Origin of the sequence: Amycolatopsis oliviviridis (assembly GCF_014654365.1) — a bacterium.
Taxonomy (GTDB): Bacteria; Actinomycetota; Actinomycetes; order Mycobacteriales; family Pseudonocardiaceae; genus Amycolatopsis; species Amycolatopsis oliviviridis.
The window spans coordinates 79,527-100,604 of sequence record NZ_BNAY01000009.1 but is presented as its reverse complement, the minus strand read 5'-3'; the positions used below and the strand labels follow the sequence as shown (position 1 = coordinate 100,604).

Below are 21,078 nucleotides of genomic sequence, written 5' to 3'. Positions count from 1 at the left end.
CTCTCGATCCCCGATGTCTTCGAAAGTGACTTTCGCGGCTCCCCGAATCGGGTGAGGCGGCCCCCGACGTCCGCCCCACCCGGGCCACCTAGCGCGTCGGCTGGGTGGAGTTCGACGGCGGCGCCTGGGGCGTCGCGGAGGGCGGCACCGGGGCGGACGAGGAAGGCGGCACCGGGGCGCCCTTCGGGATCGCCGCGCTGAACGGGACCTCGGCCTTTTCCTCGCAGTAACCGCGAGAACCGTTGTAGCCGTTGCGGCTCCCCTGGCCGTCCTCCACGCCCCGATCGAGACGCGGGCGCGGGTAGCGGTTGTCGTCGCCGACCTTCCGCTTCTCACCCGTGCTCTTCTCGCAGGCGTAGCGGGTCGTGCTGAGCGGACGGCCGTTCTCGTCGTAGAGATAGATCTCCGTCAGCGGCTTGCCCTCGGCGTCGAACGCGTAGACGTTCTCCACGTCCTGGTTGCCGTACATCAGCTGCGGGTTGCCGTAGCTGTCGCTGTAACTCGGCGTGTAGCCGCTGTTGTAGGAACTACCGCCGTAGGACCGCTTCGCGATCAGATCGACGGCCGCGCCCGCCCCGCCGAGCATGCTGCCGATGACGAAGGCCGAGATCGGCACGGCCAGCCACAGCAGCCGCCGGTCGGTCTTCAGCTTCGGCCCCGCCCAGACCACCGCGACCGCCGCCAGCAACATCAACGGCAGCAACAGAACCGCCTCGGTGTCGCGAAGCACGAGCAGCAAGCCGAAGATGACCAGCACCGCCGCGCACAGCACCCACCACGCCGGCTTGAGCGTGCGGAAGTAGGTCAGTCCCTTGCCGTTCCGGTTGCTCTGGAACGACGTCACGATCTCACGGAGCTTGATCACCTCGGGCAGTTCCGCGATCGGGGCGACACCCCGGCGGACCACGTAGGCGACGCTGATCGCGAGCACCGGGGCGATGAAAAGCAGGCCCAGCAACGGTTCCACCCGGACCCACACCGCGGCCGCGAAGCCGAACAACGCGAAGCCGCCCATGGAGAACACCAGGCCCCAGAACGCGAACCGTGCTCCGCCGATCCCGGTCTTCACCTTCAGGATGCCGGTCTTGTCGCCCGCCTCGGCCGGACGCGGCGGATAACCACCGGACGCGCGCAGTTCGGCGGCGTAGCCCTCTGGACTGCCCAGCCGCTCGATCAGGGCGTCGACCTTGGGGTTGTCCCCCAGTTCCGCCTCCATCTCGGCGAGATGGGGCCGGACGTCTTCGAGGATCTCCTCGACTTCGCTCTCGGGCAGGTCGGCGAGCGCGCTCCTGACCCTCGCCAGATACACCCGCACGGCGGTCGGATTCTGCGTGCTCATGCTGCCTCTCCCAACAGGCTGTTCATTGTGGTGGCGAAAGTCCGCCAGGTCTGCCCCGACTCTTCGAGGCGCTGACGACCCGGCTCGTTGAGGCTGTAGTACTTGCGGTGCGGGCCCTCTTCACTCGGCACCACGTAGGACGTCAGCAGGCCTGCCTTGTACAGCCGCCGGAGCGTCCCGTACACCGAAGCGTCGCCCACTTCCTGCAACCCCGCGACCCGGAGTCTTCGGAGCACGTCGTAGCCGTAGCCGTCCTCTCCGCGAAGCACCGCGAGAACGGCGAGGTCCAGCACGCCTTTAAGTAGCTGACTGATCTCCACAGTCGCGTCCCTCCCAGTCTTACGCAACAGAAGGTACCACGCATTGCACAGTAGTGCGCAAGGCGGAAGCCACTTGCGCCGACCGGGTAGTTCATGGGTTACTTAGTCCAGTAATGAACCACAGCACCAATGAAGTGCTCGAAGACTGGGGACGGAGGTGTCGTGCTCGACGAAGGAACGCCCCTGTTCGTGCAGATCGCCGAACAGATCGCCGACGACATCGCCGAGGGAAGCCTGGCCGAGGGGGAACGCGTGCCGTCAACCAACGAACTCGCCGCCTTCTACCGGATCAATCCGGCGACGGCGGCCAAGGGGATCAACGTGCTCGCCGATGACGGCCTGCTCGAAAAACGGCGCGGTATCGGCATGTTCGTCGCCGGTGGCGCGCGGCAGAAGCTGCTCACCGACCGGCGGCAGCGGTTCGCCGAGCAGTACCTGGACCCGATGCTCATCGAAGCGAGGCGCCTCGGCATCGACGACGAAACCCTGATCTCGCTCATCCGCGGGAACGGACACCGGAACGGAGGACCCGCCGCATGACGCCGACCATCTCGACCACCGGCCTGACCCGGCGCTACGGCGACCACCTCGCGCTCGGCGAAGTCTCGGTCGACATCGAAGAAGGCAAGATCACCGGCCTGCTGGGCCGCAACGGCGCGGGCAAGAGCACTTTCCTGCGCATCGTCACCGCCCAGGAGTTCGCCAGCACGGGCTCGGTCCGCGTGTTCGGGGAGAACCCGGTGGAGAACGAGCGGGTGCTGCGGCGCATGGTGCTCGTCCGCGAGGACCAGCAGTTCCCGGACTTCAAGGTCCGGCACGCCCTCGCGGCGGCGTCGTGGTTCTACCCGAACTGGGACGCCGAACTCGCCGACACGCTGCTGCGCGACTTCGATCTGCCGCTGAAGCGCCCGATCAAGAAGCTCTCGCGAGGGATGCGCTCGGCACTGTCGATCACGATCGGGCTGGCGGCCCGCGCGGAACTCACGCTGCTCGACGAGCCGTACGCGGGTCTCGACGCCGTCGCGCGGCAGCTGTTCTACGACCGGCTGCTCGACGACTATTCGAGCCACCCGCGCACGGTCCTGCTCTCCACACACCTGATCGACGAGGTGGCCGATCTGCTGGAGCACGTCGTGATGATCGACAAGGGCCGCGTCGTCCTCGACGCGCCCGCCGACGACCTGCGCGGCTCGGCCGCCACGGTCAGCGGGCCCGCCCTCGCGGTGGACGACTTCGTCGCCGGCCGCCGGGTGCTGCACCGCCGCAAGATCGGTTCACGGGCTTCGGTCACCGTCGCCGACTCGCTCGACGCGGCGGCGAAGGCACGGGCGAAGGCCCTGCACCTGAAGCTGGAACCGTTGTCGCTGCAGCAATTGATGGTGCACACCTCCAACGGGCAGGCGACGACCACAGAGGAGGCGTCCGCATGAACACCCTGGTCAACATCGCGCGCTATCACCTGGTGGACCGGCTCCAGTACCTGGTCCTCCCGGTCGGCGTCACACTCTTCGCCTTCGGGGTCAACGTCGTCATCTTCTCGGTGATCCCCGAGACGCCCGAGCAGAACTACTCCGGCGGCCTGTTCACGCTGTTCGTGTTCATGCTCGTCTGCGGCGCCCTGAGCATGACGAAGTCGCTTCCGTTCGGGCTGGCACTCGGGGTGTCGAGGCGGTCGTACTACCTCGGCACGGTCCTGCTGGTCACCGGGCTCTCCGCGCTGTACGCGGTGGGGATCACCGTGCTCCAGGCGATCGAGAAGGGGACCGGCGGCTGGGGGCTCGGGCTCAACTACTTCCGGGTTCCGTGGCTGCTCGACGGCCCGTGGTACCTGACCCTGCTCACGTCGTTCGTGTTCCTCGTGCTGATGTTCCTCTACGGCATGTGGTACGGCCTGATCTACCGGCGCGCTTCGGTGGTGGGCGTGGTCGCGTTCGGCGCCGCGCAGGTCCTAGTGCTGCTGGGCGTGGTGCTGGTGCTCAGCTGGACCGATTCGTGGTCGAAGCTCGGCACGTTCTTCAGCACGCTGACCGTCGGCGGCCTGACCGGGGTGCTCGCGCTGCTGGTCTGCGTCGCGGGTGCCGGCGGGTTCGCCACGATGCGCCGCGTCCGGGTCTGAAGTCCTTTCACACCAGGGGGTTCTGTGATGGCCGTGGTCTCAGTCGTGCTTTCCGTCCTGCTGGCCGCGATCTTCGCCGTACTGGGGGTGGCGAAGGTCCTGCGTCAGCCGTCGTTGATCTCCCGGACCGAGAGGCTCGGCTTCTCGGTCCGGGCGATCCAGGGAATCGGCGCACTCGAAATCGCCGGGGCGGCGGGCCTGGTGGCCGGCTTCTTCTGGCTCCCGCTGGGAATCGCCGCGGCGATCGGCCTGATGGCGTTGCTGATCGGGGCGGCGATCTCCCACCTGCGGGCGGGCGACGGGATCAAGGACGTCGCCCCGCCGGTCTGGCTCGCGGTGGTCTCGGCGGCGGCCGCCGTCACCGGGATCGTCTAGTCGTCCGGCGGAACTCGCGCGCTTGAACGCCGGACTCGCGTGCTTGGAGGCGGAACTCGCGTGTCACGCCTTTGATCACGCGAGTTCCGGCTTCACTCACGCGAGTTCGGCTTCCCGGGCCCGGTCCCGGATGCGACCGACCACTGTGGACCGTCGCCAGGCGCGCGTGACCTCCACCAGCCACGCCGCTTCGGTGGCGATGTCCGGCTCGTCGAGGTAGGTCGCCGGTACGTCGTCGGGGGCGTACCGGCGGCCCGCCCCGCAGGCGACGATCGCGGCGGCCAGGGCGGCGGCCTCGATCGTCGCGGGGACGCGGGCTTCGGGGACCTTCGCCTCGCGGGCCTCGGCTTCCGCGACCGGCGGGACCTCCGGATCGAAGTACGGGCGCAGCGCGAGATGGCCGTCCCGGATCTCGATGACCCTGCGGTACAAGGCGAATTCGACGCCGCCCGGCATACCGGGACCCGGGTCCAGCGCGATTCCCGGGACGGCTTCGCGCAGCGCGGTCCACAGCGGCTCGATCCGGCGGTACGTCCGGTACAGGCCGAGCAGGCGGAACGGGGTGGCCAGCGCGGGCCCCCACACGCTGAGCGTCGCGCCCGCCCCGGCGAGCCCGACGCTCAGCGCCGCCAAGATCGCCGAGAGCGTGTCCTCACCGGCGTCGACCGCGCCGGTGGTGGCAAGGACGTAGATGTCGTCGACGTCCCAGAAAGTCCAGGCCAGCGCTGAAACCCCGCCGCCGACGAGCAGCCACAGCCCGGTGCGAAGCGGTCCGGGATCGGCGTGACGCGCGAAGCGGGCGAAGACGATCGAGAAGGTCAGCAGGCTGATCAGGCCGTAGGCGAGGAAGAGGACGTTGTACGCGACGAACCAGCCGAGCCTGCCCGGTCCCGCGGCGGTGTGCTCGCCGACGCGGTAGCTGTCCGAGAGGAAGAAGAGCGCGATCTCGGCGACCACGACCACCCACGACAGCGTCGCGTGCCAGCCGATCCGTTTGCCCTCCCCCAGTTTCAGCGAATGCGCGAACGCGACCGCGAAGGCCATCGCGCCGATCTTGAGCACGTCCGCGGCGAGGTTCAGGAGACTCCCCACGGGTTCTTCGACGCCGACGGCGTTCTCCACGGCAGGCGTGAGCAGCATGATGCCGCCCGCGATGCACATCCCGAAGCCGCTGAGGAGCCACATCCGCCGCGACGGCTGGGTGTGGCGGGCTTGGATCAGCTTGTACCCGAAGCCCGCGAACGCCACCACGCAACAGAAGTACGCGATGGTCTCGGTCACGGCAGGCGCCGCTTCCGGCTGCCGAAGAGGTCGTCGACCCTGGCCATCTCGCCGGCGAGGTCGCTCTTGCTCTCGTCGGGCCGCACCGCGCCGCGCACCGCCGTCCGGGAGACGCGCTGGGCCAGCAGGCTGGCGAGCAGTTCGGCCTCCTGCTCCTCGACGGCGCTGTACCCCGTGCGGCCGAGGACGCGGCGGACGAGTTCGGGCGACAGGTTCGGCATGAGGGTCTTGCTGGCGGCGGCGTCGAGCGCGATCCCGTCGGCTCCCGCGTCCGCGCCGACGTGGCCGCACAGCAGGTGGCCGACTTCGTGCAGGAGGATGTGCCGCCGGTGCAGGGCGGTGGTGTTGGCCGGATAGAGGATGTAGTCCGTGCGCTCGGTGCTCATCAAGAGCCCGCACGGGCCGCTGGAGGGAACGCTGACCTGCATCAACTCGATCGGGCGGCCGCGTTCGGCGGCCAGTCCGGCGATGAAGGCCTCGGCGTCGAACGGTTCGGGAAGGGCGACACCGTCGGCGAGACTCCGGCAGCGGCGCCACAACTCCTTACGACGGCGGTCCACTCACGCCTCCCTCTTCGAGCCGCCCCGTCCGGATTCCCTGCGGGCGATCGCGTCGATCATGTCGCTGATGGTGTCGAGTCCGTCGGGGGAAAGCGTTACGGCCCGCAGCGCGACGTCGCGGACGCCCGCGTCACGGAGCGCGCCGAGCAGCGCGAGCTCCTCGGCGATCTTGGCGCTCTGCTCGTCGTCGAAGAAGTACGCCGGTGAGACACCGAAGAACTGGGCGAGCGCCTCGAGATGGCGTTTCGTGGGATTGTCGCGGCGGCCCGTGCGCAGCTGCCACAGGTACGTCGTCGAGAAGCTCTCGCCGGTGGCCTCGCGGCAGGCCTTGGCGACCTCCTCGTGACTGTACGGCTCACGATCGGGTCTCAGCACGATCCGGAACAGCTTGTCGATCTTGTCGGCGAGCGTCGTCTTGCCGGGCTCGGTCGCGGCCACCATCCCACTCCCTACGTGTCGTGCCCGTTCATGCTAGTTGACTACCGGCCCCCATTCATACACGTCAGTTTTCACCTCACCCGCGGCTTCGGCTGGCAACGCGGGCAGGAGAACGACGAACGGTTCATGAACGGGTCCCGTCGGATGGCCGTTCCGCACCGGCCGCAGGGCAGTCCTTCCTGGCCGTAGGCGTCGAGCGACCGGTCGAAGTATCCGGACTGGCCGTTGATGTTGACGTAAAGCGCGTCGAACGACGTCCCGCCCGCGACGAGCGCGGCGGCCATCACCTCACTGGCGGCGGTGAGCACCGCGCGGCCGTGGGCCGCGGTCAGCTTGTCGGTCGGGCGGGCCCAGTGCAGCTTGGAGCGCCAGAGGGCTTCGTCGGCGTAGATGTTGCCGATCCCGGAGACGAGGGTCTGGTCGAGCAGGGCGCGTTTGATCTCGGTCCGCCTCGACCGCAGCGCGCGGACGGCCTGGTCGAGATCGAAGCGCGGGTCCATCGGGTCGCGGGCGATATGCGCGATGGTGCCCGGCAACGCCGTCCCGTCGACCTCGGTCAGCTCCGCGAGCGCGAGACCGCCGAAGGTCCGCTGATCGACGAAGCGCAGCTCCAGCCCGTTGTCGGCGAAGCGGAACCGCACGCGAAGGTGCTTCTCGTCGGGCGCGTCGTCGGGCTGGACGAGCATCTGGCCGCTCATGCCGAGGTGCGCGAGCATGGCCTGGCCGTCGGAGAGCTCCAGCCACAGGTACTTGCCTCGTCGGCGGGCGGCGGTGATCTTGGTGCCGGAGAGCCGTCCGGTGAAGTCCTCGGCGCCGAGTTCGTGGCGGCGGATCGCGCGGGCGTGCAGGACTTCGACGTCGGTGATCGTCCGGCCGGCGACATGCGCCTCGAGCCCGGCACGGACCACCTCGACCTCGGGGAGTTCGGGCATGCCGCCGATTCTCCCACTGGGCCTCGGACGCGGGCTGAAGGGGACTTTCCCCGCATGCCATGTGACGAAAGCGTCCTTCACCGCGTCGGATGCGGTGAAGGACGCTTTCAGCCCGCCGGGGTCAGGGGGCGAGCGGCCCGACGTCCGCCTTCGTCAACGCCTTCCGGTCGCCACCGGGCAGCAGCTCGTCGGCCCCGACGTCGAACTTCCCGGACCGCGCCTGCAGATCGATGTCGGTCCCCGCGAACGGATAGGAGCCGACACCGGCGTCGATCGCCGGGCTTCCCGCGGACAGCCGGAAATCCTGCGCCAGCCGGGGATCGACGGCCTGGTACCCGCTCGAAGGCATCCCGGCGGGCCCGCCCCAGGCGATGTTCCCCTCGTACTTCACGTCCGAACCGCCCGGCATGCTCACGAGCGTTCCCGTCCCCTGCAGGATGTTGTTCGCCAGCACGCAGTCCTTGGGCTTGAAATCACCACCGTCGCCATGGATGCCGTCGGTGGTGCCGACGACGGTGTTGTACGCGACCACGACGCGATCGGGCCGGTCGTGGAGCTTGCTGTCCGGTCCGCTGTCGGCCTCGTTGCCCGAGCCGAAGACGATCCCGCGGTTCGCCGTCGAACGCACGTAGTTGCCGACGATCTTGTGATCGTTGCCATGGAACCGGATCCCGGACTTCCCCAGCAGGATGTTCCCCTCCACCACGCTGCGATCCCCGTGGCGCAGCACGATGAACCCGCGGCTGTCGCGGATGGTGTTGTACCGGACGACGTTGTCCGAAGACTTCACGGAGATCGCTTCGGAGTCCCCGTCGGCCTTCTCGAACAGGTTGTACTCGACGACGCCGCCCGCCTTGTACTTCTGATGGTTGCTCAGCCCGAACCGGATCGACTCGCCGCCGTTGGACCCGGTGAATTGGTGGTTGGAGAAGTGGTTGTGGTGCACGCGCATCCGCTTCGCCATGTCGTCCGACGGCCCGAGCACCTGGAGGAAGACGCCCTGGCTGGTACGGTTCTGCAGCACGTTGTGGTCGAACTCGGTGTCGTCCCCGTTGAGCGTGACCCAGTTGCCGCCGCTGGTGAGCTGGACGTCGAGCCGCGTCAGCCGGTTGTGCGTACTGCCCGCGGGGACACTCAGCGAACCACCGTGCCGGAGCTTGAAGCCACGCAGGACGACGTTCGACGCGTTCGAGGAGAACGAGAAGCCCGCGGATCCCTTGATCTCGGCCTTGCCGACGTGTTCCGCGGTGATCGTGATCGGCGCGCTCGCGGAATAGCTTCCGTCGGCCAGCCGGATCTCGTCGCCGGGATTCGCCTTGTCGATCGCGGCCTGCAACGCGCTGAGCGACGTCACGCGGACAATTGAGGCGGCCGAAGCCGTGGCCGGACCGGCGACCAAGGCCAAAGCCGTTGCCGTGACAAGGCAGAAATGACGCATCCGCCGACCTCTCGACAAGGCGACCCGAAGGTCGCGTCAGTGGCGGCGGACTCCGTCGAGGTTACTGATTCACCGACTGAGGCGTCAACGAACCGTCCCGGTGAAGAGGACTCAGGTCGTCTTCGGCGGCTGCTCGATGTCGAGTTCGGCCGAAAGCTGGCGCCAGGCCGTCTCGGCGGCCTTCTGCTCCGCTTCCTTCTTGGTCGTCCCCGAGCCGTAGCCGAGTTCACGCCCGCCGACGAGGACGGTGGCGCTGAACTCCTTGCGGTGGTCGGGACCGGTGTCCTCGACCTTGTACTCGGGTACGCCGAGCCCTGCCGACGCCGTCAGCTCCTGCAGACTGGTCTTCCAGTCCAGACCGGCACCGCGCAGCGGCGCTTCGGCGAGCAGGTCGTCGAACAGGTGGTGCACGAGCTTGCGCGCGATGTCGATGCCGTGCTGCTGGTACGCGGCGCCGATGACGGCTTCGAGCCCGTCGGCGAGGATGCTCGCCTTGTCCCGGCCGCCGGTGAGCTCTTCGCCCTTGCCCAGCAGGAGGTGCTTGCCCAGCCCACCTTCGCCGAGGCCGCGCGCGACCCTCGCCAGCGCGTGCATGTTGACCACGCTGGCGCGGAGCTTCGCGAGCTGACCTTCGGCCAGGTCGGGATGGGTGTTGTACAGATGGTCGGTGACGACCAGACCCAGCACCGCGTCCCCGAGGAACTCCAAACGCTCGTTCGGCGGCAACCCACCGTTCTCATAGGCATAAGAACGGTGGGTCAGCGACAGCGTCAGCAGCCCGGGTTCGATGGTGATCCCGAGCGCTTCGAGCAGTGGTGCGGGGTCGGCGGGCGGTCCACCGGCCGATTTGCCCCCCATGTCGTCGGCTGCCGATCAGGCGGGCTCGACGACCTGGCGACCGTTGTGCTGGCCGCAGGCCGGGCACGCGATGTGCTGGAGCTTCGGCTGCTTGCAGGCGCGGTTGGAGCAGGGCACCAGCTGAACCGGAGCCGCCTTCCACTGGCTGCGGCGCGCGCGGGTGTTGGATCGCGACATCTTCCGCTTCGGGACGGCCACGAGTAGATCTCCTTCAGACGGTCTGCCCGCGGTCGCGAGCGAACTTGCTTCTCCGGATCGAGCTGGTGCTCGTCAGGCTTGCTTTCCGGGGCCGTCAGCCTGGTCATCGCCCGTTTCGTCGCCGAAACGATCGACCAGCGCGGCCCACCGAGGGTCTATCTTCTCATGCCCGTGTCCGGGCGGGAGATCGGCCCACTTGACACCGCATTCGATGCACAGACCCTGGCAGTCCTCGGTGCACAGCGGGGCCAGCGGGAGCGCCAGCACCACCGCGTCGCGGACCGTCGGTTCGAGGTCGATCCGGTCGTCCACCAGACGGGGGATCTCGTCCTCGTCGGTGGTCTCCTCGGTCGCGGAGCCCGGGTACGCGAACAGCTCGGTCAGGTCGACCTCGACGTCCTCGGTGATCGGGTCGAGGCACCGCGAGCAGTGCCCCGTCGCGACGGCGGACGCCGTACCGCTGACGTACACACCCTCGACGACGGACTCGAGCGTCAGGTCGAGTTCGAGGTTGGAGCCGGCGTCGATGGTGATGACGTCGGGCACCCCGAGCGCGGTCTCGACGGGCACGGTGCGGTGGACGGCCTTGCTCAGGCCGGCGTGACGGCCGAGTTCGCGGGTGTCGAGCACCCACGGGCTCCGGTCGTCCAGTTGCGCAGGCCTGGCCTGCGGCGACTTGTTCTCAGACATCGATGACCAGGGTACGCAGTCCCCGCCACTCACTTTCGGGCACGCCCCCGCACGACGTGAGTGACGTACGGACCGGCGCCCCTTCGGCGAGTTCTCGTCAGCGCGCGAGAAGAATCAAGCCTGGTAGTCGTACAGCGAGGTCCGGCTGTTCCCCGGCAGGTTGATCGGCGAGCGCAGGTGGTTGCGCCCGGAGTCGACCGTCCGCAGCGTGGTCGCCAGCAGTTCGGAGAACTCGGCGAGCTTGCCGTCGACGTAGGCGTCGCAGTCACCGCGCTGTTTGTCGGCCTCGACGTGCGCTTCGTCGACGATGCGCGCCGCCTCACCGTGCGCGGCCTGGACGACCTCGGTCTGTGCGACGAGCCGGGCCTGTTCGGCGCGGCCGTCCTCGATGGCGCGCTCGTAGGCGTCGCGACCGGCCTGGATCATCCGCTCCGACTCCGCCCGCGAGCGGTCGGTGAGGTTCTGGAACTCGGCCTGCCCGGCGGCGACCATGCGCTCGGCCTCACCGTGCGCGTCGCTCATCATCTGCTCGGCGCGGGCGCGGGCGTCGGCGAGGATGCGCTCCGCCTCGGCCTGCGCGTCGGCGACCGTGCGGTCGGCCTCGGTGTTCGCCGTGGTGACCGTCTCCGCCGCTTCGGTGCGGGCGGTCTGGATCAGCTGATCACGTTTGTCGAGGACGTCCTGCGCGTCGTCCACTTCACCCGGGAGGGCGTCGCGGATGTCGTCGAGCAGCTCGAGGGTGTCCCCGCGCGGTACGACGCAACTGGAGGTCATCGGCACGCCGCGGGCTTCCTCCACGATGGTGACGAGCTCGTCGAGCGCCTCGAAAACCCGGTACACGGCCACTCCCTACCTACAGCGATCCCCACATTCCCTGAGTTCAGTTTGCCCTCATCGCCGCCGTAAGGGGTGAAAGCGCGCGGTACCGGGCGTGTCCCGCCCGGTACCGCGCGCCATGATCACCGGAAGGAGAAGACCGGGTCGGTGACGAGCTGGATCAATTGCTCGTCGGTGAGCAACGGTTCGCCTTCCGGCGAATCCGACGGACCGAAGTCGATCACGTTGACCGAGCCGCCCCCCGACGGCCAGGCGATCGCGTTGCGGCCGACCACCTTCCCGGTGGAAATGCCTTGGCCGACCACGACCGGTTCTTCCAGCCGATCCACGTTCTTAGGCGTGGTCTCGGAGATGACCACCGGTATCCCGGCCGGGGTGACCAGCTCTTCACACCGTGTCGGCTTCCGGTCGGGCCCGATGGCATCGCCCCTGCGCCCCAGGTCGCAGTAGCCTTCGCGGCGATAGCCCTCCTTGGTGGTCACCGGGCCGCTGATGGTGAGGTTGAGCTGCCGTTTCACCCCGGCCGCGTCGGTGTACTTGACCTCCGAGGTCATCAGGTCCCAGTCGTTCACCTGCACGAAGTCATGGACGTTGATCTCCTTGGCGCCGACCAGAATGCCCGGGATCACTTCCTTCAGATGCCGGAGATCACGCGCTTTCTGCTCGTCCCTGGTCAACGGCGCGGCTGCGGGCGCCACTTCCGCGGGGCCGGGATCCTTCCCCGGCGCCACGAAGACCACCGCCGCCGCGATCACCGCCAGCGTCGCGGCTCCCGTGGCGAGGATCCCCCGCCGGTTCCGCACCTTCTTCGCCGCTGTCCCGGCGACCTCGTCCGGGTCGAAGCCGAGCGGGGGCTCGGCCAGTTTGATCCCGCGCAGCCTGTTTTCGAGTTCGTCCATCACACGCTCCTCCCGGAGACAGCCTCGTCGTGCTGCCTCTGCAGGGCCGCGCGGAGGACGTCGAGTCCTCGCGCGGCCTGGCTCCTGACCGTCCCTTCCGAACAGCGCAGCGCGACGGCGACCTCCGCGACCGGGAGATCGGCGCAATAGCGCAGCACGACGGCGGCGCGCTGTTTCGGTGGAACTTCGGCGAGGGCGCGAAGCAGCGAATCCGAGATGCCGGCGTCAGCCGGGGCCATGGGCTCTTCGGGGACGACGCCGTCGCGGTTCTCTCTGCTCCGCCATGGTCGTCGCCGCTCGTCGAGCCAGCAGCGCATCAGGATCTGCCTCGTGTAGTTGTCGACGGGCCCTTTCCGGCGGACCTTCGGCCAGACCCGGTAGAGCTTGATCAGCGCGGATTGGACCAGATCCTCCGCGAGATGCCAGTCGCCGCAGAGCAGATACGCCGTCCGCCGCAGCGGCAGCGCCTTGTCCCTGGCGAACTCCCTGAAGCTCGCGTCGTCCCCAGACCGCATCGTGCCTCCTCATCCGTGTTCCGGTGTATCTCACGGACGGGGAGGCACGAAATGTTGCACGGGCGATCAGGCGCCGAGATTCACCAGCTTGAAGGTCGCGTAGCGGTCCGGGGTGTAGACGATCTCGCCGCCCTTGCCGGAGATCACGCGATCGCTCGTTCCCACCGGGAACAGCTGGTAGTAGCCGGCCGCGCACGACGGCAGCACACCTTCGCGGTTCTCGTAGACCGTGCCGGTCGCGCCACCGCGAGCCTTGTCCACCACGGACTTCGCCGCGGAGGAAAGCGTGGAGTAGCCGATCTTCGCCAGCTTCGAGGTGTCACCGCAGGACGGCGCCGGGGTGCCCTTGACGTCGATCACGGAGAAGGTCTTGTAGTGGTCGCCGGTGTAGAAGTACTCCCCGCCGGTCCCGGTGACGATGCGGCGCGTGCCGCGGTTCGACGAGCCAGGGGTCGGGACGGTGTACTCGTGGTAGTAACCGGACGCGCACTTCGGGAGGATGTTCTCCCGGTTCGAGAAGACCGTCCCGTCGTTGTCCGGGTACGGGTACGGCCCACCCTTCTGGATGAGGTTGTACGTCGTCGTCGCCTCGGCGGGCAGCGACGAGAGCGACGTGTGCTTGAACCCGGTGAGATCCCCGCACGGGTTCTGCTGGATGGAGACGGGGGTGGCGGCCTGCGCCGCGCCGACCCCGCCGAAGAACGTGACAAGCAGAACGAGCAGCGCGGCGGCGGCCCGCGATCGTTTGTTGGTCATTTTCGGACCGTAACCCGATCGTGTGTTCGCCAGAAGGCGTCGAGATGAACTCTCCACCGCCGCCCACCGTTGACCGACCAACGGCTTCGGCCGTTCGGGTCAACCTCGGTCGGAGTACTTCTCCGAGAGGCGTTTGAACACTATCGGCGGCACGAGGTGCTCGATGTCGCCACCGAGCGCGGAGATCTCCTTGACCAGCGAACTCGACACGAAACCGTAGGCCGGGTTGTTCGCCATCAGCAGTGTTTCGAGCCCGGTCAGCTCGCGATTCATCTGGGCCATCTGGAGCTCGTAGTCGAAGTCGCTGACCGACCGCAGGCCCTTCGCGACCGCGATGATGTCGTTCTCGCGGCAGTAGTCGACCAGGAGTCCCTGCCAGGAGTCGACGCGCACGTTCGGCAGCTTCGCGGTGATCTCGCGCAGGATGTCCAGCCGCTCCTCGGTGGTGAACAGGCCCTTCTTGCTCTTGTTCACCCCCACCGCGACGACGACCTCGTCGAACAGCTTCGCCGCCCGCTCGATGATGTCGAGATGTCCATTGGTGGCCGGGTCGTAGGACCCGGGACAGACCGCACGCCGCATGGCGCGGACGCTACCAAGGCGGACAGCCTCCTGCGCGTTCATCCGTGCGGCGTCACACTTGATATTCGGCCCAGTAGAGCGCGGTGTCGCCGTAGCGCTTCGTCCGCATCGGCTCGAAGCCCGGCGGCCAATCCGGCTCGCCGTCCCGAGCGGCCCGTTCGATCACCAGCAGCGCCCCGTCCGCGACCCAGCGCCCCTCCGCGAGCGCGGCCATGACCTCCCCCAGGCGGGTGGAATCCACGGCGTAGGGAGGGTCGGCGAGGACGATGTCGAACGTCTCCGGCGCCGGAAACGCGACGACGGACTCGACGGCGCCTGCCCGGACAGTGCCGCCGAGACCGAGCGCGGCGACGTTCCCCTTCAGCACTTCGACCGCGCGCCGGTCCGACTCGACGAACAGCGCGCCCGACGCGCCGCGGGACAACGCCTCCAGCCCGAGCGCGCCTGAACCCGCGTAAAGGTCCAGGACCCGGCTCCCCTGCAGCTCGCCGGCGACCTCCAGCGCGTTGAACAGCGCTTCCCGCACGCGTTCCGACGTCGGCCGCGTGCCCTTCGGCGGGACCTTCAACCGCCTGCCGCCCGCGGTCCCCGCCACGATCCTGGTCATCGTTGCATCGTGCCTCAACGGCTCCGACCGTGACGTTGCCCGGGACTTGATGAAGCCGCCGCCCAGCTCGCGTAGAGTCGTCCTTCGCCCTCGGAGGCGATAGAAGCGTTTAGGAGCGTTGCGTGTCCGAACCTCGGGTCAGACGGGCCGAGATCGCCATCGAGCAAGCCCATGTGGACACCGTCTACACCCGGCTCGCCGAACTGCGAGCCCAGGCTGAGGCCATGCGTACCAAGGGCTATGAGATCGGCCATGGCGCCGGGCGGGAAGCGATCTTCGAGCAGGCGTCGATGCTGTTCGAACGGGACATGATGGTGTACCACGCCAATCAGACCCTCCAGACCCTCGACGCGGAGTACGAGGGCCTGGTGTTCGGCAGGCTCGACCATCTCGACAACGAGCACATCTACGTGGGCCGTCTCGGGATCCGCGACGCCGAGTTCGACAACCTCGTCACCGACTGGCGCGCGCCCGCGGCCGCGGCGTTCTACCAGGCGACGGCCGAGGAGCCGATGGACGTCGTCCGGCGCCGGGTCATCCGGTGCTCCGGGCAGAACGTGCTCGACGTCGACGACGACGTGCTGATCGCCGACGCGGTACCGGAGAACATGCAGATTGTCGGCGAAGGCGCGCTCATGGCCGCGCTCGGACGGTCGCGCGGCGAGAAGATGCGCGACATCGTCGCGACCATCCAGAAGGAACAGGACGAGGTCATCCGGGCGCCGTGGCGCGGTGTCACGGAGATCACCGGCGGTCCCGGCACCGGCAAGACCGCGGTCGCGCTGCACCGCGCGGCGTACCTGCTCTACCGCCACCGCCGCCAGCTCGGCGGCGCGGGCGTGCTGGTGATCGGCCCGTCCGGGGTGTTCACCAGCTACATCTCGCGGGTTCTGCCGTCGATGGGCGAGACGAACGTCGAACTGCGCGCGCTCGGCGAGGTCCTCGACGGCCTCGAAGCGACCCGGCAGGACCCGGCCCCGCTGGCGGCGATCAAGGGCTCGCTGCGGATGCGCAAGATCCTGCTGCGCGCGCTGCGGGACACGCCGGAGGACGCGCCCGAAGACATGAAGATCGTCTACCGCGGCGAGGTGCTGCGGCTGAACGCGCGCGAACTCGACAAGGTGCGCCGCAAGGTCCACACCGCGGGCGGGCCGCCGAACCGGTCGCGGATCCGCGCCGCGGAACTGCTGCTCGACGCGCTCGCCGCGAAGGCCGAGCAGCACGCGAAGGACGACGGCCGTCAGATCGACAAGGCCGAGCTGATCACCGAACTCGGCGAGCGGATCGAGTTCCACCGGTTCCTGGTGGTCTGGTGGCCGGTCCTGTACCCGGCGCAGATCCTGCGGTGGCTCGGCACCGAGAAGCGGCTCGCCTCGGCGGCGAAGGGCCTGCTCAACCGCAACGAGATCAGCATGCTGGCCGCCGACTTCGCCGACCGCTCGCGCGGCTGGACCATCGCGGACGTCGCGCTGCTCGACGAGCTGCGCGTCCTGATCGGCCCGCCGCCGAAGCGGCGCAAGGGCAGGCAGAGCATCGAGGTCAACCCCGAACGCGGCGGCGCCCCGACCCGGCCCGAGCACTACGACGAGTACTCGCACGTGGTCGTCGACGAGTCGCAGGACCTCTCGCCGATGCAGTGGCGGATGGTCGGGCGGCGCGGCAAGTACGCGAGCTGGACCGTGGTCGGCGACCCGGTGCAGAGTTCCTGGCCGGATCCGGCCGAGGCCGCGATGGCGCGGGACCAGGCCTTCGGGCTCAAGACGACGCGGCGCCGGTTCACCCTGCGCACCAACTACCGGAACTCGGCGGAGATCTTCGACCTGGCCGCGAAGGTCGTCGCCGGGCACGCCGAGGCCGACGAGCTCCCACGCGCGGTGCGGCAGACCGGCATCACGCCGGAGGTCCGGCCGGTCGAGGCCTCCGGGCTGGAAGCGGCGACGCAGGCCGCGGTGAAGGAAATGATGGGGGTCGTCGAGGGCACCGTCGGCGTGATCACCGCCATGGACCGGGTGCCCGAGGTCGAGGGCTGGCTCGCGGAGCTTTCGGACGAGCGGCTCAAGGTCGTCGGCAGTCTCGACTCCAAGGGCCTCGAGTACGACGCCGTCGTCCTGGTGGAGCCCAACGACCTCATCACGGAGTCGAGCACCGGGCGGCGGGTGTTGTACGTGGCGCTGACCCGCGCGACCCAGCAGCTGACCGTCCTGGCCTCCAACCCGGACTGGATCCCGGCCGCCTGACGCCCGGCCGCCTGTTCCCGACGCGTTTCGTCCTCTGGATGCGGTAGTTGCCCACGCAAGTACCGCATCCAGAGGACGAAATGCGTTCTGGGGTGGGCGCGAAAAAGCTGAAGGGCTCCTTCAGGGCACTGGTGAATGTCCTGAAGGAGCCCTTCAGACCCCCGGTGAGTGAACGATGTGGGGACGCATCGCACGTCCAGGGGTATTTCTAGCGCCTAATCGTTGTTCGGTGTCACGGCACTTTCACCGAACAACAACGCCGAACAACGAATCGGCGGTGGTCACGGGCACGGAGGCCGGTAATCGAGCCCCGGGAGGCGTTGTTCCCACTCCGCCTCCGTGATCCGCGGGTACACGGTCGCGCAGACGCGATCGGCGGCGCGTTCGGCGTTCGTCTCCCACAACCGCACGCTGCCGTCCGCGACGGAACCCGCGAGCGTGTGCCCGTCAGGGGCGAACGCCACCGCGTTGACCCTGTCGACATCCTCGGCCAAGGTCGCCGATTGGCGGATCGTCCCGGGATCGGCGACATCCCATAGTCGCACGGTCCGGTCGTAGCTGCCGGTCGCGAAGGTCTTCCCGCCGCCGCCGAACGCCACCGAGATGACGATGTCGGTGTGCCCGGTGAGCAACGCGGACTCCCTCGGGGCCGCCGGATCCGACACGTCCCAGATCCGCGCGGTGCGGTCGGCGCCACCGGTGGCGGCGAGTCTGCCGTCCGGGCTGAAGGCGACGGAGAACACGGTGTCGGTGTGTCCCTTCAGCACCGAAAGCTGCTTCGGCGCCTTCACCATCGAGACGTCCCACAGCCGCGCCGTGTGGTCCCAGCCCCCGGTCAGCAGGGTGCGGCCGTCCGGGCCGAACGCGATCGAATGGACGTCGTCCTCGTGTCCGGTCAGAGTGGCGAGTTCGACGGGTTTCCGGATGTCCGCCACGTCCCACAGCTTCACCGTGTGGCCGGTGCCCGCGGTCGCGAGGGTCCGGCCGTCCGGGCTGAACGCCACCGCGTCGATGTCCTCCGGGGGCCTGCTGAAGACGCCGGCGTCGACCGGCGCGCGCGGATCGGTGACGTCGATCAGCCGCATCGTGTGGTCCCAGGCGCCGACGGCGAGCGTCCGGCCGTCCGGGCTGAACGCGAGACCGCAGACGCCGTTGGCGAAGCCCGGGATCCGGCCCAGCTCACGCGGGTTCCGCGGATCGGCGACGTCGTTCAGGCGCACCACGCCGTCCTGGCTCCCGGTGGCCAGCAGCTTCCCGTCGGCGCTGAACACCGCCCGGCAGGCCGACCTCGCCGGGCCGCTGACCGCGGGTCCCGGCACCTCCCACAACCGCACCGTCTGGTCGTCGCTCGCGGTCACCAGCGTGCGGCCGTCAGGGGAGAACACCGACCAGACCACCGCCGCGGTGTGCCCGGACAGCGGTGTCTTCTCGCGCGGCTTCTTCGGGTCGGCGAGGTCCCACAGCCGCGCGTTGCGGTCGAAGCCGGTCGTGGCCAGCGTCTTCCCGTCGGGGCTGAACGCCACGGACCGCACGATGGTCTTGTGCGCCGCCAAGGTCGCCACCGGCGCCGGCGCCATCGGGTCGGCGAGGTCCCACAGGCGCGCGCTCTGGTCGATGCTCGCGGTGGCCAGCGTCCGGCCGTCCGGGCTGAACGCGGCGGCATGGACCCCGGCGGTGTGCCCGCCGATCACGCCGAGCGGCCTGGCCTTGCCCGGTTCGGCGACGTCCCACAGCCGCGCGGTCTTGTCCGCACCCGCCGAGGCGAGCGTCCGGCCGTCGGGGGCGTAGGCGAGACCGTTGACGTTGCCGGTATGCCCGGTGAGCGTGGCCACGAGCACCGGCTTCGCGAGATCGCGGACGTCGAACAGGCGGATCGTGCCGTCGCCGTCCGCGGTGGCGAGCACCGGCGCCTTCGGGCTGAACGCGACCGCGTTGACCCGGCTCGGATGCTCCCCCACCGGCACACCCGGCCCGGGTTTCGCGGGATCGGCGACGTTCCACAGCCTCGCTGTCTTGTCCCAGCCCGCCGTCGCCACCGCGCCGCCGTCGGCGCTGAACGCCACCGAGTTGACGTTTTCGGTGTGCCCGGACAGCGTGGCCAGTTCGCGCGGGCGATAGGGATCCTTGACGTCCCACAGCTTCGCCGTCTGGTCCCAGCTGCCGGTCACCAGCACCTGGCCGTCGCCGCGCAGGGCGGCCGAGTTGACCCGGTTGGCGTGCCCGGGGACCCGGGTCGAATACGGCGAGGCGACCATCCCGAGCACGCTGCTGCGGGTCTCCGTCCCCGGGTCCACGCGGTACGCCGCCAGCGCGAGCTGCGCGGCCAGTCCCGGGTTCGTCGACCGCATTTCGAGGGCTTGCCCGGCGACCTTCTGCGCGAGCGCGCTGTTGCGCTGGCTGGTCGCGGTCTGCTCGGCCCGGACCGCGTACACCATCGCGGCCGTCGCCAGCACCAGCAGCGCCGCGAGGAGCGCGACGAGCTGGCGCAGCCGCCGGGTGCGGCGGCGGGCGATGGCCTGTTCGCGGTTCTCGATGGCCACGCTCGCGTCGAGGAAGCGGCGTTCACGCTGGGAAAGCGCGCTCTCGTGCTCGCCGGCCCAGTCCGTGGCGATGGACAGCCGCGCGCCGCGATAGACCCAGCCGTCGTCGCAGCCGACCGATTCCCACGCGTCGGTCGCCTCGGTGAGCTGGCGGTGCACGCGCAGGCCCTCGCGGTCCTCCGCGAGCCACTCGCGCAGCCGCGGCCAGCCGCGGATCAGCGCCTCGTGCGCGATCTCGATGCCGTTGTCGTCGAGGGTGACCAGCCGCGAGGAGGCCAGCCTGTCGAGCACGACGGCGACGTCCGGGTCGTCGGCGTCCACCTCGTCGCGGGTGATGCGGCGTTTGGTGTCCTCGGTGCCCTCGCCGAGCGCGGTCATCCGCAGGAAGATCTGGTTCGCCAGCCGCTGCTGGTGTTCGCTCAGCGCGGTGAAGGTGTGCTCGGAGGTCTGCGCGACCGACCGTTCGATCCCGCCGGTGGACTCGTAGCCGGTGAGGGTGAGGGTGTTGCCGTGGCGGCGGCGCCAGGTCTCCAGCAGCGCGTGCGAGAGCAGCGGCAGAACGCCGGGCTGCCCGGTCGCGTCGGCGACCAGCCGCGAGACCAGCGCGTTCTCGACGCGGTACCCGGCGTCGATCGCCGGCCGCGAGATGGCCTGCCGCAGCTCTTCGGTGTTCATCGGGCCGACGAGGATCTGCGCGTCCTGCATGGCTTCGACCAGCCCGGGATGCCGCGCGCAGTGCGTGTAGAAGTCGGTGCGGATGCCGAGGACGACCCTGGTCCGGCTGTCCGGCTCCGTCGTCGCGGTGACCAGCGCGGCCAGGAAGGCGGCCCGCTCGTCGGCGTCCTGGCAGAGCGTGAAGACCTCTTCGAACTGGTCGACGACCAGGACGACGTCGCCCTCGCGGTCGGCGACCAGCTGGCGGGCGGCGAGACCGAGGTTGCGCGGATGGTCGGTGAACTCCGTGAGCAGGCCGCCGGGCGCGAGCCCGAGCGCGGCGCCGAACTGGACGGCGCATTCCTGCAGCGGCCGTGCGCCGGGGGTCATCAGCACCGTGACGGAGTTCTCGCCGACGGCGGGCAAGAGGCCCGCCCGCAGTAACGACGACTTACCGGAACCGGACGCTCCCAGAACCGCCAGAAATCTTTGCCCCGAAAGCCGGGTGACCAGTTTCTCGACAAGTCGTTCGCGACCGAAGAATCGCCCGGCGTCACCCGGGCCGAATGCGGTCAGGCCGATATAAGGGGCCGATTCCCCATTCAGTGGGGCAACCGGTGAATCGCTGACTCCCGTACGCGTCCGCTCGGTCACGTCATGCCATCGGGCCTCCCACTCGGCCTCGGGCCCGTCACAGGCCCGGACGTAGGCCAATGTGACCGCCAAGCTGGGCATCTTCTTCCCGCCGGCGGCTTCGGACAGGGTGCCCGCCGAGTAATGGGCACGCCTGCCCAGCTCGCGGTACGTCGGATTTCCGGCCTTCTCCCGCAATCGCCGGAGATCGGCGGCGAACCCGAGCAACGGGTCATCCCCGGGGTCCAAAGGTCGCTCCGGACGCGGCACCCT

The 21,078-nt window shown here is 69.1% G+C and carries 22 protein-coding genes; 5 read left to right on the top strand and 17 right to left on the bottom strand.

Going from position 1 to position 21,078, the window contains the following annotated elements; translation table 11 throughout:
• Positions 1-88: 88 nt before the first annotated feature.
• Both IE302_RS32675 and IE302_RS32670 read right to left on the bottom strand, forming a co-directional pair.
• Positions 89-1,339, bottom strand: coding sequence for a DUF1700 domain-containing protein (locus tag IE302_RS32675; protein ID WP_191258308.1), 1,251 nt, complete (start codon positions 1,337-1,339; stop codon positions 89-91).
• Complete coding sequence (locus IE302_RS32670) at positions 1,336-1,659, bottom strand: PadR family transcriptional regulator (protein WP_005160429.1); 324 nt, start codon at positions 1,657-1,659, stop codon at positions 1,336-1,338. The genes IE302_RS32675 and IE302_RS32670 overlap by 4 nt, the downstream gene beginning before the upstream one ends.
• Positions 1,660-1,821: 162 nt before the next feature.
• Here IE302_RS32670 and IE302_RS32665 point away from each other — a divergent pair, with 162 nt between their 5' ends.
• Genes IE302_RS32665 through IE302_RS32650 form a run of 4 tightly spaced genes read left to right on the top strand, consistent with a single transcriptional unit; the run spans position 1,822 to position 4,150 of the window.
• A complete protein-coding gene (locus tag IE302_RS32665; protein ID WP_005160428.1) occupies positions 1,822-2,199 on the top strand; it encodes a GntR family transcriptional regulator in 378 nt (125 codons plus the stop codon).
• Positions 2,196-3,089 carry an ABC transporter ATP-binding protein gene (locus IE302_RS32660; RefSeq protein WP_191258307.1) on the top strand — a complete coding sequence of 298 codons (894 nt, stop codon included), beginning with the start codon at positions 2,196-2,198 and terminating at the stop codon, positions 3,087-3,089. The genes IE302_RS32665 and IE302_RS32660 overlap by 4 nt, the downstream gene beginning before the upstream one ends.
• Positions 3,086-3,775 (top strand): ABC transporter permease, encoded by a 690-nt coding sequence (locus tag IE302_RS32655; protein WP_191258306.1) that lies wholly within the window; start codon positions 3,086-3,088, stop codon positions 3,773-3,775. The genes IE302_RS32660 and IE302_RS32655 overlap by 4 nt, the downstream gene beginning before the upstream one ends.
• Positions 3,776-3,802: 27 nt before the next feature.
• Positions 3,803-4,150 carry a DoxX family protein gene (locus tag IE302_RS32650; RefSeq protein ID WP_191258305.1) on the top strand — a complete coding sequence of 116 codons (348 nt, stop codon included), beginning with the start codon at positions 3,803-3,805 and terminating at the stop codon, positions 4,148-4,150.
• Positions 4,151-4,246: 96 nt separating this feature from the next.
• On the opposite strand, the gene IE302_RS32645 is transcribed toward IE302_RS32650, so the two are convergent.
• From IE302_RS32645 to rsmD, 14 genes are all read right to left on the bottom strand, one after another.
• Positions 4,247-5,431 carry an MAB_1171c family putative transporter gene (locus IE302_RS32645; protein ID WP_191258304.1) on the bottom strand — a complete coding sequence of 395 codons (1,185 nt, stop codon included), beginning with the start codon at positions 5,429-5,431 and terminating at the stop codon, positions 4,247-4,249.
• A complete protein-coding gene (locus IE302_RS32640) occupies positions 5,428-5,991 on the bottom strand; it encodes a hypothetical protein (protein ID WP_191258303.1) in 564 nt (187 codons plus the stop codon). Before IE302_RS32640 ends, IE302_RS32645 begins: the two co-directional genes overlap by 4 nt.
• On the bottom strand, positions 5,992-6,432 hold the full coding sequence (locus IE302_RS32635) for a helix-turn-helix domain-containing protein (protein ID WP_191258302.1): 441 nt from the start codon (positions 6,430-6,432) through the stop codon (positions 5,992-5,994).
• Positions 6,433-6,500: 68 nt separating this feature from the next.
• Positions 6,501-7,361 (bottom strand): bifunctional DNA-formamidopyrimidine glycosylase/DNA-(apurinic or apyrimidinic site) lyase, encoded by an 861-nt coding sequence (gene mutM, locus IE302_RS32630; RefSeq protein WP_191258301.1) that lies wholly within the window; start codon positions 7,359-7,361, stop codon positions 6,501-6,503.
• 121 nt (positions 7,362-7,482) lie between these two features.
• Entirely contained in the window at positions 7,483-8,799 is a 1,317-nt protein-coding gene (locus tag IE302_RS32625; protein ID WP_191258300.1) for a polysaccharide lyase 6 family protein, read from the bottom strand.
• Between the two features lie 111 nt (positions 8,800-8,910).
• A complete protein-coding gene (gene rnc, locus IE302_RS32620) occupies positions 8,911-9,657 on the bottom strand; it encodes a ribonuclease III (protein WP_191258299.1) in 747 nt (248 codons plus the stop codon).
• Between the two features lie 15 nt (positions 9,658-9,672).
• Positions 9,673-9,855, bottom strand: a complete 183-nt coding sequence (gene rpmF, locus IE302_RS32615; protein WP_005160412.1) for a 50S ribosomal protein L32 — start codon at positions 9,853-9,855, stop codon at positions 9,673-9,675.
• Between the two features lie 72 nt (positions 9,856-9,927).
• Complete coding sequence (locus tag IE302_RS32610; protein WP_191258298.1) at positions 9,928-10,545, bottom strand: YceD family protein; 618 nt, start codon at positions 10,543-10,545, stop codon at positions 9,928-9,930.
• A 114-nt stretch (positions 10,546-10,659) separates the two neighbouring features.
• Positions 10,660-11,385, bottom strand: coding sequence for a DivIVA domain-containing protein (locus IE302_RS32605; RefSeq protein WP_191258297.1), 726 nt, complete (start codon positions 11,383-11,385; stop codon positions 10,660-10,662).
• A gap of 119 nt (positions 11,386-11,504) precedes the next feature.
• Complete coding sequence (locus tag IE302_RS32600; protein WP_191258296.1) at positions 11,505-12,281, bottom strand: hypothetical protein; 777 nt, start codon at positions 12,279-12,281, stop codon at positions 11,505-11,507.
• Positions 12,281-12,796: a SigE family RNA polymerase sigma factor gene (locus IE302_RS32595; protein WP_191258295.1), complete on the bottom strand. Its 516-nt coding sequence runs from the start codon at positions 12,794-12,796 to the stop codon at positions 12,281-12,283. Before IE302_RS32595 ends, IE302_RS32600 begins: the two co-directional genes overlap by 1 nt.
• Before the next feature lie 66 nt (positions 12,797-12,862).
• Positions 12,863-13,552 (bottom strand): ribonuclease domain-containing protein, encoded by a 690-nt coding sequence (locus tag IE302_RS32590; protein WP_191258294.1) that lies wholly within the window; start codon positions 13,550-13,552, stop codon positions 12,863-12,865.
• Between the two features lie 99 nt (positions 13,553-13,651).
• Complete coding sequence (gene coaD, locus IE302_RS32585; RefSeq protein WP_191258293.1) at positions 13,652-14,134, bottom strand: pantetheine-phosphate adenylyltransferase; 483 nt, start codon at positions 14,132-14,134, stop codon at positions 13,652-13,654.
• Positions 14,135-14,186: 52 nt separating this feature from the next.
• Positions 14,187-14,759 carry a 16S rRNA (guanine(966)-N(2))-methyltransferase RsmD gene (rsmD, locus tag IE302_RS32580; protein ID WP_268246786.1) on the bottom strand — a complete coding sequence of 191 codons (573 nt, stop codon included), beginning with the start codon at positions 14,757-14,759 and terminating at the stop codon, positions 14,187-14,189.
• A 104-nt stretch (positions 14,760-14,863) separates the two neighbouring features.
• Between rsmD and IE302_RS32575 the strand changes: the two genes are divergently transcribed.
• Positions 14,864-16,978, top strand: a complete 2,115-nt coding sequence (locus IE302_RS32575; protein WP_191258291.1) for a HelD family protein — start codon at positions 14,864-14,866, stop codon at positions 16,976-16,978.
• A gap of 281 nt (positions 16,979-17,259) precedes the next feature.
• On the opposite strand, the gene IE302_RS32570 is transcribed toward IE302_RS32575, so the two are convergent.
• The gene (locus tag IE302_RS32570; RefSeq protein WP_444541948.1) at positions 17,260-21,075 is read right to left on the bottom strand and encodes an nSTAND1 domain-containing NTPase; all 3,816 of its coding nucleotides are present in this window, start codon (positions 21,073-21,075) and stop codon (positions 17,260-17,262) included.
• Positions 21,076-21,078 lie beyond the last annotated feature (3 nt).

What these genes read in the sequence shown, in the direction of transcription:
- IE302_RS32675 (WP_191258308.1), bottom strand. Translation starts at nt 1,339, where the DNA reads ATGAGCACGCAGAATCCGACCGCCGTGCGGGTGTATCTGGCGAGGGTC.
- IE302_RS32660 (WP_191258307.1), top strand. Translation starts at nt 2,196, where the DNA reads ATGACGCCGACCATCTCGACCACCGGCCTGACCCGGCGCTACGGCGAC.
- IE302_RS32655 (WP_191258306.1), top strand. Translation starts at nt 3,086, where the DNA reads ATGAACACCCTGGTCAACATCGCGCGCTATCACCTGGTGGACCGGCTC.
- IE302_RS32650 (WP_191258305.1), top strand. Translation starts at nt 3,803, where the DNA reads ATGGCCGTGGTCTCAGTCGTGCTTTCCGTCCTGCTGGCCGCGATCTTC.
- IE302_RS32635 (WP_191258302.1), bottom strand. Translation starts at nt 6,432, where the DNA reads ATGGTGGCCGCGACCGAGCCCGGCAAGACGACGCTCGCCGACAAGATC.
- mutM (WP_191258301.1), bottom strand. Translation starts at nt 7,361, where the DNA reads ATGCCCGAACTCCCCGAGGTCGAGGTGGTCCGTGCCGGGCTCGAGGCG.
- IE302_RS32625 (WP_191258300.1), bottom strand. Translation starts at nt 8,799, where the DNA reads ATGCGTCATTTCTGCCTTGTCACGGCAACGGCTTTGGCCTTGGTCGCC.
- rnc (WP_191258299.1), bottom strand. Translation starts at nt 9,657, where the DNA reads ATGGGGGGCAAATCGGCCGGTGGACCGCCCGCCGACCCCGCACCACTG.
- IE302_RS32610 (WP_191258298.1), bottom strand. Translation starts at nt 10,545, where the DNA reads ATGTCTGAGAACAAGTCGCCGCAGGCCAGGCCTGCGCAACTGGACGAC.
- IE302_RS32600 (WP_191258296.1), bottom strand. Translation starts at nt 12,281, where the DNA reads ATGGACGAACTCGAAAACAGGCTGCGCGGGATCAAACTGGCCGAGCCC.
- IE302_RS32595 (WP_191258295.1), bottom strand. Translation starts at nt 12,796, where the DNA reads ATGCGGTCTGGGGACGACGCGAGCTTCAGGGAGTTCGCCAGGGACAAG.
- IE302_RS32590 (WP_191258294.1), bottom strand. Translation starts at nt 13,552, where the DNA reads ATGACCAACAAACGATCGCGGGCCGCCGCCGCGCTGCTCGTTCTGCTT.
- coaD (WP_191258293.1), bottom strand. Translation starts at nt 14,134, where the DNA reads ATGCGGCGTGCGGTCTGTCCCGGGTCCTACGACCCGGCCACCAATGGA.